The following is a 13,701-nucleotide window of genomic DNA, read 5'->3' as shown; positions in this document are numbered from 1 at the left end:
ATGTAATAAAGTTTTATTAATTTTGATTTATAATTAATTCCTTCTGATTCGAAGAAAGGATTAAGAACAAGTATAAAACTAAATTTATTGGCAAAAGCCTTTTTTTTAAAATTATCAGATCATGGAAACTTACACCTTTTTATTTGTGGCGGTAGGCATCAGTTTAGGACTTCTTTATATCATTAAGGCCATAAGATCAGCTAAAGATGATCCTGAAACCTTTGAAGAATTTAAAAAAGAAGGTAAATACCGAAAACCGGCAAACTGGAAGGTGGGACAGATGCCTGAAGACATCAAAAAAAAAAGCGAGCTGAGGAATCCTCTGATCGATTACAGGCTTGATTATCATTTGATTAGCAAAAATTGAAGGAAAGTGGCTTCATTAATGATTTGAAATAGCAGGACTTTTGAACGGATGATCTGGCTTAAAATGCTTCTCCAATAAAAAAATAAAAGCCGGAACCTTCCCGGGTAAAGGCCACATCAAGCCGGGTATAAATGTCCTTTTTGGGAAAAATTAAAAACCGTATCCCCCCTCCTGCGGACCAGACGGTATCCGTCCAATCAAAATCCCGCCATCTGGAAAACACCTGCCCTGCGCCCGCAAAAACTGCTCCTCCCAGCCTGTCAGTAAAACCCAGGGGGAAGGGTAAAAACCGCATTTCCACTTGTCCTGCCAATTGATTCTGCCCCCGATACCTTCCCGTATAATAGCCCCGCATCAAACTTTCACCTCCCATCAGGGACAATTGGTTAAAGGGGACAGTTCCGGAATTGAACTGGCCAAAAAGCTGGGTGGCCAGGACATTGTTTTCTCCCACCGGCCGGTAATAGCGGGTGTCGGAGAGTATGGTACTGAAGTTAAAAGCACTATTCCAAAAAGGATTGTACCTCATCCATGCCAATTCGGAAAACAACCCATCCCTTACGTTCAACACATTGTGCCGGTCATCATATACCACTCCCAGACCAAGACCCAGATTTGAACTTCCCTGATAACCGGGAGGTAGTTCGTAAGAGGGGTTTGATTCTGCAGGTAAAAACACCACCTCACTGAGTCTTTGCCAGTCCATTTCCAATCCAAAAAATAGATTGCCCCTGATTTTTCTCAATACCCTTTCTTTAATCAAGATCTGGTTGGCATCTACCCTTGCCAGGTAATCAGCCGGGGCAGCATTCCCAATGCCATAATACAGTAAAGGAAAACTTTGAAGCCTTATGCGTCCCAGGAAAAACCATTGGTCTCCCGGAGAATAGTTCGCATGATCAAACCATAATCCATATTGATTTTCCAAAGTAAAAAACGTAAAACCATTGATCTCACTCAACCGGTTTGTTGTATCTCTATTGGCATAATATACATACAGTGTACTGAAACCGATTTCCCAGCTGGTTTCAGGTGCATAGGCCAGGGTTGGGTACATCAGGAATTGGGGCTTTGAAATATCACTGGTGTCGTTGATAATGGAATTGAGGTACCGCTTGACAAAACCCTGCGAATTTGCCTCTTCTCCGGCAAATTGCACCAACAGCAAACAACACAAAATCCGGATATAATATTTCATAAATAGTAGGTTCAATAAAAATAATGCGGAATGATCAGGCTTCGGCCAGCACTTTTTTAAACTTTTCCGTCATCTCTTCGTGAGGTGGCAGCTGGATCAGAAAAATCTCTTCCAACAATGCTTTATACTCCCTGATGTCAGTTAAGGTTTGCTTTGTGCTCTCCTCATTTTTTCGGTGTGTGGTAAACCTGTTATTAAGCAAGGTGTACCGCCCCCATGGCATGCAGCGGGCAGCCATCATCGAAGACACAAACATGGAATCGGGATGCTGGCAGAGGTACCAGTTGACCACTTCATAATCAGGTAGTAACTGGGACTCCAGGCTGAAGCGGTACAAAAGTCTCCATTCCTCACGAACCATTATTTCCAAATAGTAAAACTCATCTACTTTATTGATCCGGTATTTTTCATGGGGCGTAACTTGTTCCTCCATCTTATCCAATGACAAAGGGGCGGTAAAAGAAGAACCACCAAAACCCACATCTGAAATGTACTTCCTCCCTTCCACCTGTACCAGCAACAACATGTGGTCTCTGGGTTTTACCTCGCCTTCCGGCACCTCCCAGAAAACCCTGGCAGAAAGCCCCTTTACCAGAAACCCCATGGTCTTTAGCACATGTCCAAACAAAATATTCTGTTCAAAACAATAACCTCCCCTGCCCTCCAAAACCATTTTTTTTACCAGATCAGGCAACTGTAGCCGGACAGGAATACCTAAGAACGGGTTCAGGTTTTCAAAGGGTATCGCCTGAGGATGCAGGTAATGTAGCAATTCCAAAGAAGCAAAGGTAGCTTCCTTTTCTCCGGAATAGCCCACCCTGTTAAAATAGGCCTGAAGTGTTTTATCATCCAAAGATTCCTCAAAAAGTGACAGGTCAACTTGATTCGCAAACATCCTTTTTCCTTTAATTTTTCAAATAAAAATAAGGTTTTCAAATCATTAAAATGAACCAACAGATCCGAAAACCGCTCTGATTTGCAATTGGGTACAAGATACGCAAACTTGTTATTTTTTCCAGATTGAGCAGCAAGCAAAATTTCAAATATTTCCCGCTTCTACCATTAGGCCTGGAAACCCTTAACTGTCATTTAAAAAACATTTGTGCCCTTTTTCCCTGGTCAGGTTTGTCATCCTAAATACCACAAAATTATAACAAAAGCGGTAAAGGTACCTGACCCCTTACAGGCTGCTAATAAAATCACTCACCCTTCAAAAACAATCCTGGCTAAATGACAACTACTGTTGGCGAATCACTGCTATGGCTGCAGATATCATATTGTCTTCTCCCCTCCTAACTGCCAGTTCTGAAAGGTCTACCCTCAGATCAGTCAAAACCCCATCCTCCAATTGGCGTTCCTCCAGATCCACGGTCTGGGTTGCCGAAAACCGATAGGTCCAGCCATTGGTCAATTCTCCGAAAACAGGGGTGCCTCCCCCCCCACCTGTTTGGTCTCCCAGGGTGATGGCATTGGGCAGCACCTTCATCATCTGTGCAAAAAAGGTCGTGGCACTGTAGGACCTGCGGTTTGTCAGTACGATTACCGGTCCCGAAAAGGTTCCTTCTTCCCATGGGCTGATCTTCATGTCTCTCCATGGACCAAAATCATTGGTTCCAGGACCTGACTTTATCCTTTGTCTGGCATACACTGTTTCCTCCGATGCGAAAGCAGATGCCAGAAGAGATGCATTGCTCAGATTCCCCCCGCCGTTATTCCTCACATCTATGATCAGGCCCCGACTCCTCCTCGCTCTCTCCAAAACCACTTGCAGATTCGCAGTTGAAATGGTTTGGGCAAATGACCGGTAATTCACATATAAAATATCTCCAATCATTTGATGTGATAAGGGACCACTGATCCAGTAATCACGTCCCAGATAAACTTCCTCTATCAGGTTTTCATCATAATTGACAGGAAACTCCTGGTACCACTCCCAGTTTCTGCTCCGGTTAAATCCCGTACTCAGGTTGACATGCCCATCTCTAAGTTCAAACAACATATCAGCCAACAGCTCATACAATTCTAGCTGGCCCATCTCATCTTCTACCTCGGGCCTGTACTGCGCCCTGACCTGCTCCCAGTCCAGGTTCTTATGGTCGAAGAAGGAGTACCGCTCATACACATCTTCCCATAGCTGATCAAATACTTCCACCGGATCAGTGCCCGGATCTTTGGGCATCACCCACTGTTCACAGGAACAACAAAAAATTACCAAAATCGAAAAAATCCAGATAGGCTTTACCATAATTTCACCTTTAATACCAATTCCAAAGCACTGCCAAACCGTGAAACGGGTTGCCCCTCATTTAAGGCCATCATGCTGAGACCATACCTCAATCCCAGGCTGTTTTCGGAGGGTAAGCTCCAATAGAGAGACGAATTCAGACCCATGCTCCAGTCCCGGCCTATAATAAAAGGCTTCATGCTTTTCAAGAAATTACCTGTAGCAGCATTTTCTTCTGAAAAACCCTCCGGGTCAGCTCCAATGTACCCGGATTTGATCTGAAATCCCAAAACCTGAAGATGGGCAATGGTTTCCCATTCAAACCGCTGTTCCTCCCATTGAAATGGCCACAAATAACGGGCAGATGGACCAAAGGCGGTCAGGTAATCATAACGTAAACTATAATTGGAAAAACCATTATGGCTTCGGATATGGAAGACATTCTGGTTGGACCAGCCCCAATGAAGTTTTCTTTCAAGGGGCTTGTTGCGGTGATAAAAAGTATGGTTCAATAAACCAATACTCATCCCGTTCAGGGAATTGCCAATGCGGTTTTTTAAATTTCCATAGGCAAATTCAAATTGAAACAATTCGGTTTTATGGGCTTTGTTCAACTGGAAAATGGCTTTGCTGGCAGTTCTGATACCGCCATAATTCATGGATGAAAAGCCCTGGTCCCTGGTAGTAAAATCCTGTATACCTGTGGATAGGTGCAGGGCACCCGAGGATTGTGAATAGGCCTGAAAAGCAATCAGACAACTAAACAAGCCAACCTTAAAAAGGAATACAATTTTGATCAACATTATTACAAACTCATTCAAAAATACATATGCTAACAGGTAATTCAAATTACGTTATTTTTTACCCAACCCTTATCATTAAATGCCATAAATTAATTAATTTTAAAAAAATTTTTTATCGATTAAACGTTTTTAGAAATCAGACAAAAAATGAAAAAAACAGCACTTATTTGTTTTTCCCTGATCCTATTTTCTCCCTTTTTAAGTCTTGGTCAGCAGGGTTATTTCGGAATTCAAAACAGCCAGAGAAAAGGTTTGGTCAACGCATGGATGAATCCGGCAGAGTTGAATCACCTTACCAAAAAAGTGGAAGTCACCTTTTTTTCGGCAGATGCAGCTTTAAGCAACAACATTTTATCCTACCAGGATATTTTGTCAGATCCGGACCAGTTTGAAACCATCTTTCAAAACATCTCAGAGCCGGTTAACCTCAGGACTGATTTCTCAGTCATGGGTCCTTCTGTAGGCATTCGCGTGGATCGCTGGTCTTTCGGTTTTACCTCCCAGGTAAAGGGCAAGGCAGATATCATAGATTTCAATCCCAATTTGGGCGATGCGATCATCAATGAAAGTATTTCCGGAGGTAACAGCCAAACGGAACTCAATTTACCCTATAACCAGCGCATCAATGCCATTGGATGGATGGAGTTGGGGTTGATGGTCGGGACCAGTCTGATTGACAATGACCTTCATGCTTTATCGCTGGGTGGTCATTTTAAAGTATTGTTTCCCGGGACCTATGCCAACCTGGGTCTGGATGAAATTCAGGCCACCCTGGTAAGCGACTCGGAGCAAATCAGTCTGACCGACGCAAGGGGCGCATTGAACTTGTCTTATGACGAGCGTTGGGACAGCAACAGTGGTTCGGCATTTGATCAGAACTTATGGCAGGGTCTCACTCCGAATGGATTTGCCATGGATTTGGGTGTAAGTTATCAACTACGGACTTTTGGTAGAACTTTTCTGAATTCAGGACTATCCCTAAAAAATATGGGAAGCATGACAGCCGCTCAGGATCAAATCAACCGAAGTTATGCCATGAACATACCCCAAAATGAATTCTTTCGGATTGATAACCTGCAGGGAGATCTGGAAGATATTGAACAACAGTTGATAGATAGTGGGTATTTTACCATTGACAGGCAATCATCCCAAACCAAAATCAAATTACCCCAATTACTGTCTGCTTATGTTGAATTCAGTCCTGTCCCAAAATTTCAAGTCTCTCTATATGCCCAAAAACGGATAGTGGATGAAAATAGAAATCAACAATTAAGTGGACCTGACCTGCTCGTATTGACCCCAAGATTGGTATTGGGTAAACTGGAGATATATTCTCCCTGGATGCAACATCAGATTGCAGGCCTGACGGGGGGCTTTGGAGTGCAGTATGGTGGTTTTTTTATGGGCAGTCACTCCCTGGTCACCGGATTACTTGCTGACAGCAACCGGGCAGATTTTCATGCAGGTTTGTCCTGGGGTTTTGGGCGCAATGACTGACATTTTTTGGAGCAATATTTTACATGTTCCCAGTCCTTTTTCCATTTTTTCCTCCAGGTAAATGGGCGACCACATACCGGGCAGAACTTATGTAACTTTTGTTTTTTCATGTGTCTATAATTTGTTCTTTAATGGCCACATAGCCTGTCCCGATCCTTAATCGGGAGAATCTCGCATGGTTGATAGTCATCTCTCCGTGTGTCGCTAGCGACATGCTCGATTTCATCATGATTCTTTGGCTTCATTTTGAAGTAAGCTGACAGCATTCATAGCGAAACCTAATACATTATCCAGGTTAAAGTTCAATCCCGACAAATTGTTTGAGCTAAATTTCCAAATACCTCTTCTAAACCGGTGTTTCAGAACAAAATAGCCAATTCCCCAGGCCCCGGAAATCATCCAGCGGGAGATTTTCCCTGAAAATATGGGGCCTTTGACGGATGGATTTGTTATATTGGAAAGTATTATTAAACCATTCATTTTTCAATCCATGTTAACCAAAGAACAGAAGCAACAAATCGAAAAGCAGGGCATGCCCCTGGAAGTAGTGGAAGAGCAAATTCATCATTTCGAATCGGGTTTCCCCTTTCTGGATATTCAAAAAGCAGCTCAAATAGGAGATGGTATTCTGGTCCTGGATGAAGAGCGACTGCAAAAAGCACTGGCTGATTACTCGGCAAAATCCGGAGACCAGGTAATTGTGAAGTTTGTACCTGCAAGTGGCGCTGCCAGCAGAATGTTTAAAAACCTGTTTGCTTTTCTGGAGCAAGAGAACCCTTCACTGGAGAAGGATGATTTTGTAAAAAAATTCATTTCTGAGATCCAATCATTTGCCTTTAGGGAAGATTTGGATGAAAGTCTGAAAAATGAGGGCAGCAGTCTGGAGGAGGCGCTAAAAGACAAAAAATATTCCAGCATTATCACCCAGCTTTTAGAGGACAAGGGACTTGGTTACGGCAATTTACCCAAAGGGCTGTTAAAGTTTCACAACTACCCTGAGGGAAGCCGCACTCCCGTAGAAGAACATTTTGTAGAGGGGGCTCAATACGGCCTTGGAAAAAACAATACGGTAAGACTTCACTTCACCGTTTCTCCGGAACACCAAAAGAAATTTGAGGAAAAGGTGGCTGTAGTAAAGCCTGCTATGAAAAGCAAATTCGGTTTCAATTTTGAGGTCAGCTTTTCCCAACAAAAAAAATCCACCGACACCATAGCTGTGGATTTGGAAAACAAGCCGTTTATTGATGAAGACGGGTCCATCCTTTTCAGACCGGCTGGACATGGTGCCTTATTGGAAAACCTCAATGACATTGATGCCGATCTGGTATTTATCAAAAATATAGACAATGTGGTACCGGACCGCCTCAAGGAAACCACAAATACCTACAAAAAAGCCATTGGTGGGGTACTGTTGCATGCACAGGAAAATACCTTTAAAGCACTCAAAGGAATGGATCTGGCCATAGATGAAATCACCCTTGAAAGGGCTGCCCATGTTTTTACTGATGTGCTTGGTGGTAAACTCCCTACTTCCTTCCATTCAAAGACACTTTCAGAAAAAGCCTCCTTTTTACGAAAAAAACTCAACCGGCCCATCCGGGTTTGTGGCATGGTGGAAAATACGGGTGAACCTGGGGGAGGCCCATTTTGGGTAAAAGAGGAAGATGGCACTTTTTCTTTACAAATTGCCGAAACGGCCCAGCTTGATCTGGACAATGCTGCGCAGGCAAAAATTTTCAAGTCCTCCACACATTTTAATCCCACTGATTTGGTATGTGGAATCAAAGATTACAAAGGAAATGCCTTTAATCTGATGGAATTCAGGGACCCAAAAACCGGGTTCATCACCCAAAAATCCAAAAGTGGAAGGGACTTAAAAGCCCAGGAATTGCCGGGATTATGGAACGGCTCCATGGCCCATTGGAACTCCATTTTCGTAGAAGTGCCTTTAATTACCTTTAATCCGGTCAAAACGATCAATGACCTGTTAAGGGATGTCCACCAATAAACTAACCTATCCAACTAATCATAATCATCCATGAGCCATTCTAAAACCATTTCCGAGCGAATCCCGGTAGCTTTTATCTTCAGTATTTTCTTGGTAGTCTTGATGCCATTTCAGTTGTTGGCGCAAACAGGGGTAGGTGCTGAAGCCCCCAAAGAAGCTGAGATGCTTTTTAACGGGAAGAAACGCTCCCTGCATAAAAACTGGACCTATTGGGAGGGACCCAGATTAGCTGCTGAACTTCCCATAAAATGGGAAATTGTCTCGGACCCCGTAGACAAGGGAACTGCCGTCAGCGCCAATGACCCTGCGGGAGCCGGCGGAAAATATGGGGCAGCGGATATAGTTACCAAGCAGAAGTTTACAGACTTCAGACTTCATGTGGAGTTTTTGATCAAGGAAGAGGGAGGCAATAGCGGGGTCTACCTGCAAAACCGCTATGAAATCCAGATTCTGGATGGGGATAGTACAGACCATGGTATGGCTGCTGTTATCAATGAAAAAGCAGCCCCATACCGGGTATATAATGGCGTGGGAAAATGGAACGCGTACGATATTCAGTTCCGGGCCGCCCGGTTTGACGACAGCGGAAAACTTTCTGAAAAAGCCATGACCACCATCTACTTCAATGGAGAAAAAATTCATGAAAATGTTTCGATCCAACAAGTTTGGGGAGGAGCCAATTCTGGCCTGGACGGAGGTAGAGATGGTGGAAAGGGCATTACCAACCGACCAGGTGGAATCAAGCTGCAAGCTGAAGGACACGAAGTTTTGTTTCGGAACATCTGGATACAAAGGCTCAACCTGGAAGATCCGGATACAGATTTCTAAACGGTTCCCTGCAGGGGCCCGAAAGGATTATAAACCTGATTCAGAGCCTTTTTTGCGGCGTCCAGCTAACTGCCCTCCAAAGTCTGCATTTGGCGATCACCTGACATTGGCAGTATTTTTGAGAAATCTTGTTGAAAAAAGTCATTATGAATTTTAAACGTATATTCGGACCCTTATTGACCATCCTGGGTTTAGGGGCATTGGTTTATGGGTCTTACCTTTTTTTAGTACCTGAAGACGGAGATTGGAAAACGATTTTGGTTCTTTTTGTGTTGGGTTTTGTGTTTTTCAGTTCCGGGTTGGGACTTTTAAAAACAACCAAAGACAGAAGTTAGCTGGATTTCCAACAAGTCAATCCTATTTTTTTTACCATTTATAAAAAGGAAATACCGGGTGGTTGTAAGTTTGAGGAATAAAGCTTATGTTGAAAGGGTCATTACCTTATTCCCAGAATTACACAATGAAAACCCAAAAATTACCTTTGTTGGGCTTGCTATTGGCCCTGAATGCCTGCCAGCAGCCCAAACCTGCTGCATCAACTGTAACACTCCCCCAGGAAAAAACGGCTACCTATGTGGAAGAAGCTCCGGATCCCATGTATGCGGAACATGTCCGGACGACGGAATTCCAAAGTCCCGAGGAAGAGATGGCAGATTTTATTCTCCCTCCGGGTTTTGAAGTGACCCTTTTTGCTTCAGAGCCAGACATTAGCAAACCGATCAACATGGCTTTTGATGAAAAAGGAAGGCTTTGGGTGAGCCAATCTTCGGAATACCCCATCAAGGCAGGTGAAGGAGAGGGTACAGACAGGATAAGTATTCTGGAAGACAGCAATGGCGATGGGAAGGCGGATAAAATCACCCATTTCGCTGAGGACCTGAATATACCCATTGGTATTCAACCGATCAAAGGAGGTGCGATAGGCTTCAGCATTCCCAATATTTACCGTTTTTATGACCTGGACGGAGATGATAAGGCTGAGCAGAGAGAAGTTTTGTTGGGGCCTTTTGAAACCAAAGATACCCATGGTATGGTCAATAACCTTTTCCGGGGGCTGGATGGATGGATACATGCGTCCCATGGCTTCAGTAATATATCTACGGTTTCCGGTAAAGACGGGGACTCCATCCGAATGGTTTCCGGAAACACCTTCAGGTTTACTCCGGACGGAAATCGGGTAGAAAAAACCAGTGACGGAAGGATAAACCCCTTTGGTTCTGACCTGGATGAACTGGGCTACCATTATTCTGCCGACTGCCATACCCTGCCCATTTACCAGCTGATCAGGGACGGAAACTATACGCAATGGGGTAAAAAAGAACCAAATTTGGGATTCGCTCCTACCATGATGGATTACGGGCTCAATTCCACAGCCCTCTCCGGCCTTGTCTATTACACAGATACCCAATTCCCCGAAGCTTATCAAAATAGTTTTTATTCTGGGGATGTGGTTACCTGCAGGATCAGTAGAAGTACCATGAGTTTTACCGGATCTACTCCAAAAGCCACGCGCCAGGCAGATTTTTTGGTGAGCAAAGATCCCTGGTTCAGGCCGGTGGATATCAAAGTAGGCCCTGATGGCGCCTTGTATGTGGCAGATTTTTACAATAGCATCATCGGCCACTATGAAGTGCCCCTGGATCATCCCGAAAGGGACCGCAACAGTGGTAGAATCTGGAAAATCACCTATAATGGACAGGAAAAAGAAGTTACTGACTGGTCCAAAGCCAGCATGGCCAGGTTGATTGAAGCTTTGAAGGATCCGGTGCTTCAAACCAGAATGACGGCCACAGATGAATTGGTAGACAGGTATGGAAAGGAAGCCCAATCTGCCATTGAGAAGATCGTCAACCATAGAAAAACACCCTCCAGACAACTGGTGCAAGGCTTATGGGCGCTCCAACGGTTAGGTGAATTGGATGAGGGCAGGCTGGAAAAAGCCCTGCAACACCCCGATCTATTGGTCAGAATCCATGCCCACCGGATTCTTGGAAACCGGCGGGAGTTTAGTCCCCAACATTTTGAATGGACCCGAAACGGTTTAGTAGATGATCAGGCACATATCAGACGGGTAGCAGCAGAAAACCTGATCGTTCATCATGATCCAGCCATGATCCGTCCCATTATGACTGCCCTGCTCGAAACCAGTGATCAGGACAGCCACCTGCAATATGCGCTAAAACATGCTTTTTTCAGACATGCGCAGCAACCGGAAATTGCCGCGTTTATTGCCGCAGAATCCTGGTCGGATCAGGAGGCTGATGAAGTAGCCCTGGTTTTTTCAGATGTGCCATCCCGAATTGCGGGAGAGTATTTGTTGCATCACCTGCAACAGCAAAACGTTTCTAAAGAACGGCTTTTACCCTACCTGACAGCAATGGCAGCCCATCTTCCCGCCTCCAGGATGGAAAGGGTGGTGCGGATTGCCAGGCAACAAGGTGATGGAATAGCTGAATTCAAAAAAGCAAATGCCCTGAATGAAGGATTAGACCTTCAGGGAAAGGACTGGCCTGAACCCATACAAAATTGGAACATTTCCCTGAGCGAAAGCATTATCAGTAATTTAATCGACAAATCCAATCACTGGAACGAAGATGAAATTGAACAATTGATTTTTGCTACAGAAATCGCCCGCATTCTTCAGTTAAAATCACAGATCGCCCCTTTGCAAAAACTGGTACACAAACAATATTTGCAGGAAGATGTACGCATTGCAGCCGCCAGGGCCTTGATGGAAACAGCGCCCGACAGCCAGGCCGGCTTTTTGCAGAAAAGCCTGAACAATGTTGAAAACACCTTGAGTTTCCGGCAAAAAATAGCTGCCGCCCTTAACTATGATAAAAGCTCCAATATCAGGGACTTGCTCGGGGAGGCAATGAACAACGCTCCACTGGAACTACAGGAAACCCTGGCAGCCCTTCTTGCATCCAGCCGGGAGGGTAAGGACTTATTGATTGCCAATATAAGGGAAGGTAAGGCTCCTGCCAGAATTTTAAAGCAAAGAACAGTAGAAGAAAATTACCTTACCAACGCCTCTGAAGCCCAGATGGAAGCTTTCAGATTGCTTACAGAAAATTTACGGCCCATCAGTGAAGAACGGCAGCTCCTGATTGCTGAACGGGTTGAAAACTTTGAAGAAAGCGCTCAACAAATTATCACCGGAAGAACCTTGTACGAACAGCATTGCAGCATGTGCCACCGGGTCGATGAAGGCGGCGGCATGATCGGGCCTCAATTGGACGGCATTGGCAATTGGGGACTTTCCGCCCTGGCCACCAAAGTGCTGGATCCCAACCGAAATATTTCCGAGAATTTCCGGACCTATACGCTCAAACTGAAAAACGGGCAGTCCGTATCCGGGCTTTTCAGACGTGAGGAGGGACAGGTTTTTGTAATGGCCGATCAGGCCGGAAAAGAATTTACCATCTCCAAGAATGATATTGAAGAACAAACCGCCTCTACCATTACCCTGATGCCGGATTATTTCAGCACTGCCTTGAATCAGGAACAGTTCAACGATTTAATGAATTACCTACTTAGCCTCAGATAAGATGTTTTCTACAATCTCAATTGTTACCAAAAAAATTGCCTCACTAATCGTCCTGATTGGACTGATTGGGTTCAGTCACTGCCTTGCCCGGCAAAATACATCCGGAATTCCTGCTACCCACATTTCTTTTAAGAAACATACCCTAAGCACCACCTTTCTGGCGGAAGGAGCTGCCATAGGCGATGTCAACCAGGATGGCTTAATGGACGTGATGGCCGGGGCCTATTGGTTTGAAGCACCGGACTGGACGGCCCACGAATTGGAGGAACCGCAAGCATTTCACTACGACAAGGGCTACAGCAATGCCTTTATCAGCTACGGCATGGATGTCAATCAGGACGGATGGGTTGATTTTGTCAGGATAGGCTTTCCGGGGAAGGAGGTACAGTGGTTTGAAAATCCCAAAAACCAACCGGGCCATTGGCCGGTACATATGATATCCGAATCGCTGGGCAACGAGTCGGCCGGTTTTTTTGACATGGACAAGGACGGCATCATGGATATCGTAGGCAGCATTCCGGAGACGGGCGAAATGATCTGGTTCAAAGCTCCGACCCGCCCAAATGATCTGGAATGGACAAAATACCCAATCAGTGAAAAAGAAAGCCCGGGCACAGCGCAGTTTGCTCATGGACTGGGCATGGGAGATATCAACGGGGATGGAAGAAAGGACCTAATCATCACCGAAGGCTGGTGGGAAGGCCCTGAAGACCCTACCAAAGGCCCCTGGAAATTTCACCCCGCCAACCTGGGCGAGCCGGCGGCTCAGATGTACGTACATGATTTTAACGGTGACGGTCTTGCTGACGTCGTTTCCTCCTCGGCCCATCAATTGGGAATCTGGTGGCATAAACAGAAAAAATCCGGGCAATGGGAAACCCACCTGATCGACGATTCCTTTACGCAAACGCACGGACTGGAACTGGTGGATATCAATGGAGACGGACACCCGGACCTGGTTACCGGCAAACGGTATTTTGCCCATATGGGCAACGACCCCGGCGAATACGATACGCCCTATCTGTCCTGGTACGAATTTGTTCCGGGACCGGACCCCCAATGGATCCAACATGTGATCGATACAGATTCCGGTGTAGGTGTCCATGTGATTACAGAAGACTTTAATGGCAATGGGCTGTTGGATATCGTGGTCGCCAATAAAAAGGGGGTATTTGTATTTGAGCAAATCAGGGAGTAATGGGAAGCTCCAAGAAAGGCTGATCCAA

Annotated in this window: 12 protein-coding genes; 7 read left to right on the top strand and 5 right to left on the bottom strand. The window is 45.0% G+C overall.

The window, feature by feature from the left end:
- The first annotated feature begins 121 nt into the window (after positions 1-121).
- A complete protein-coding gene (locus tag GL182_RS19745; protein ID WP_163381515.1) occupies positions 122-367 on the top strand; it encodes a hypothetical protein in 246 nt (81 codons plus the stop codon).
- A 58-nt stretch (positions 368-425) separates the two neighbouring features.
- Here GL182_RS19745 and GL182_RS19740 read toward each other — a convergent pair whose 3' ends face one another.
- The 4 genes from GL182_RS19740 to GL182_RS19725 form a co-directional block, all read right to left on the bottom strand.
- Entirely contained in the window at positions 426-1,565 is a 1,140-nt protein-coding gene (locus GL182_RS19740) for a BamA/TamA family outer membrane protein (RefSeq protein WP_240469900.1), read from the bottom strand.
- A 34-nt stretch (positions 1,566-1,599) separates the two neighbouring features.
- A complete protein-coding gene (locus GL182_RS19735) occupies positions 1,600-2,460 on the bottom strand; it encodes an arylamine N-acetyltransferase family protein (protein WP_163381514.1) in 861 nt (286 codons plus the stop codon).
- A gap of 342 nt (positions 2,461-2,802) precedes the next feature.
- Entirely contained in the window at positions 2,803-3,810 is a 1,008-nt protein-coding gene (locus tag GL182_RS19730) for a S41 family peptidase (protein ID WP_163381513.1), read from the bottom strand.
- Entirely contained in the window at positions 3,804-4,592 is a 789-nt protein-coding gene (locus GL182_RS19725) for a hypothetical protein (protein ID WP_163381512.1), read from the bottom strand. Before GL182_RS19725 ends, GL182_RS19730 begins: the two co-directional genes overlap by 7 nt.
- A gap of 147 nt (positions 4,593-4,739) precedes the next feature.
- Here GL182_RS19725 and GL182_RS19720 point away from each other — a divergent pair, with 147 nt between their 5' ends.
- A complete protein-coding gene (locus GL182_RS19720) occupies positions 4,740-6,089 on the top strand; it encodes a DUF5723 family protein (protein WP_163381511.1) in 1,350 nt (449 codons plus the stop codon).
- Here GL182_RS19720 and GL182_RS19715 read toward each other — a convergent pair.
- Complete coding sequence (locus tag GL182_RS19715) at positions 6,050-6,199, bottom strand: DUF2256 domain-containing protein (protein ID WP_163381510.1); 150 nt, start codon at positions 6,197-6,199, stop codon at positions 6,050-6,052. The genes GL182_RS19720 and GL182_RS19715 overlap by 40 nt on opposite strands.
- Positions 6,200-6,579: 380 nt before the next feature.
- On the opposite strand from GL182_RS19715, the gene GL182_RS19710 reads away from it, so the two are divergent.
- From GL182_RS19710 to GL182_RS19690, 5 genes are all read left to right on the top strand, one after another.
- Positions 6,580-8,097 (top strand): DUF4301 family protein, encoded by a 1,518-nt coding sequence (locus tag GL182_RS19710; protein ID WP_163381509.1) that lies wholly within the window; start codon positions 6,580-6,582, stop codon positions 8,095-8,097.
- A 102-nt stretch (positions 8,098-8,199) separates the two neighbouring features.
- Positions 8,200-8,925 (top strand): DUF1080 domain-containing protein, encoded by a 726-nt coding sequence (locus GL182_RS19705; RefSeq protein WP_240469907.1) that lies wholly within the window; start codon positions 8,200-8,202, stop codon positions 8,923-8,925.
- A 146-nt stretch (positions 8,926-9,071) separates the two neighbouring features.
- On the top strand, positions 9,072-9,260 hold the full coding sequence (locus GL182_RS19700; protein WP_163381507.1) for a hypothetical protein: 189 nt from the start codon (positions 9,072-9,074) through the stop codon (positions 9,258-9,260).
- A 125-nt stretch (positions 9,261-9,385) separates the two neighbouring features.
- A complete protein-coding gene (locus GL182_RS19695; RefSeq protein ID WP_163381506.1) occupies positions 9,386-12,475 on the top strand; it encodes a PVC-type heme-binding CxxCH protein in 3,090 nt (1,029 codons plus the stop codon).
- A 1-nt stretch (position 12,476) separates the two neighbouring features.
- On the top strand, positions 12,477-13,673 hold the full coding sequence (locus GL182_RS19690; protein WP_163381505.1) for an FG-GAP repeat domain-containing protein: 1,197 nt from the start codon (positions 12,477-12,479) through the stop codon (positions 13,671-13,673).
- Positions 13,674-13,701: the final 28 nt, after the last annotated feature.

It is taken from the genome of Cyclobacterium sp. SYSU L10401 (genome assembly GCF_010993705.1).
Classification (GTDB): Bacteria; Bacteroidota; Bacteroidia; order Cytophagales; family Cyclobacteriaceae; genus Cyclobacterium.
This window is presented reverse-complemented; position numbering and strand designations above follow the sequence as displayed.

Coding starts and splice junctions, on each gene's coding strand:
- GL182_RS19695 (WP_163381506.1), top strand. CDS start 9,386: ATGAAAACCCAAAAATTACCTTTGTTGGGCTTGCTATTGGCCCTGAAT.
- GL182_RS19730 (WP_163381513.1), bottom strand. CDS start 3,810: ATGGTAAAGCCTATCTGGATTTTTTCGATTTTGGTAATTTTTTGTTGT.
- GL182_RS19745 (WP_163381515.1), top strand. CDS start 122: ATGGAAACTTACACCTTTTTATTTGTGGCGGTAGGCATCAGTTTAGGA.
- GL182_RS19690 (WP_163381505.1), top strand. CDS start 12,477: ATGTTTTCTACAATCTCAATTGTTACCAAAAAAATTGCCTCACTAATC.
- GL182_RS19720 (WP_163381511.1), top strand. CDS start 4,740: ATGAAAAAAACAGCACTTATTTGTTTTTCCCTGATCCTATTTTCTCCC.
- GL182_RS19735 (WP_163381514.1), bottom strand. CDS start 2,460: ATGTTTGCGAATCAAGTTGACCTGTCACTTTTTGAGGAATCTTTGGAT.
- GL182_RS19715 (WP_163381510.1), bottom strand. CDS start 6,199: ATGAAAAAACAAAAGTTACATAAGTTCTGCCCGGTATGTGGTCGCCCA.
- GL182_RS19710 (WP_163381509.1), top strand. CDS start 6,580: ATGTTAACCAAAGAACAGAAGCAACAAATCGAAAAGCAGGGCATGCCC.
- GL182_RS19700 (WP_163381507.1), top strand. CDS start 9,072: ATGAATTTTAAACGTATATTCGGACCCTTATTGACCATCCTGGGTTTA.
- GL182_RS19740 (WP_240469900.1), bottom strand. CDS start 1,565: ATGAAATATTATATCCGGATTTTGTGTTGTTTGCTGTTGGTGCAATTT.
- GL182_RS19705 (WP_240469907.1), top strand. CDS start 8,200: ATGCCATTTCAGTTGTTGGCGCAAACAGGGGTAGGTGCTGAAGCCCCC.
- GL182_RS19725 (WP_163381512.1), bottom strand. CDS start 4,592: ATGTTGATCAAAATTGTATTCCTTTTTAAGGTTGGCTTGTTTAGTTGT.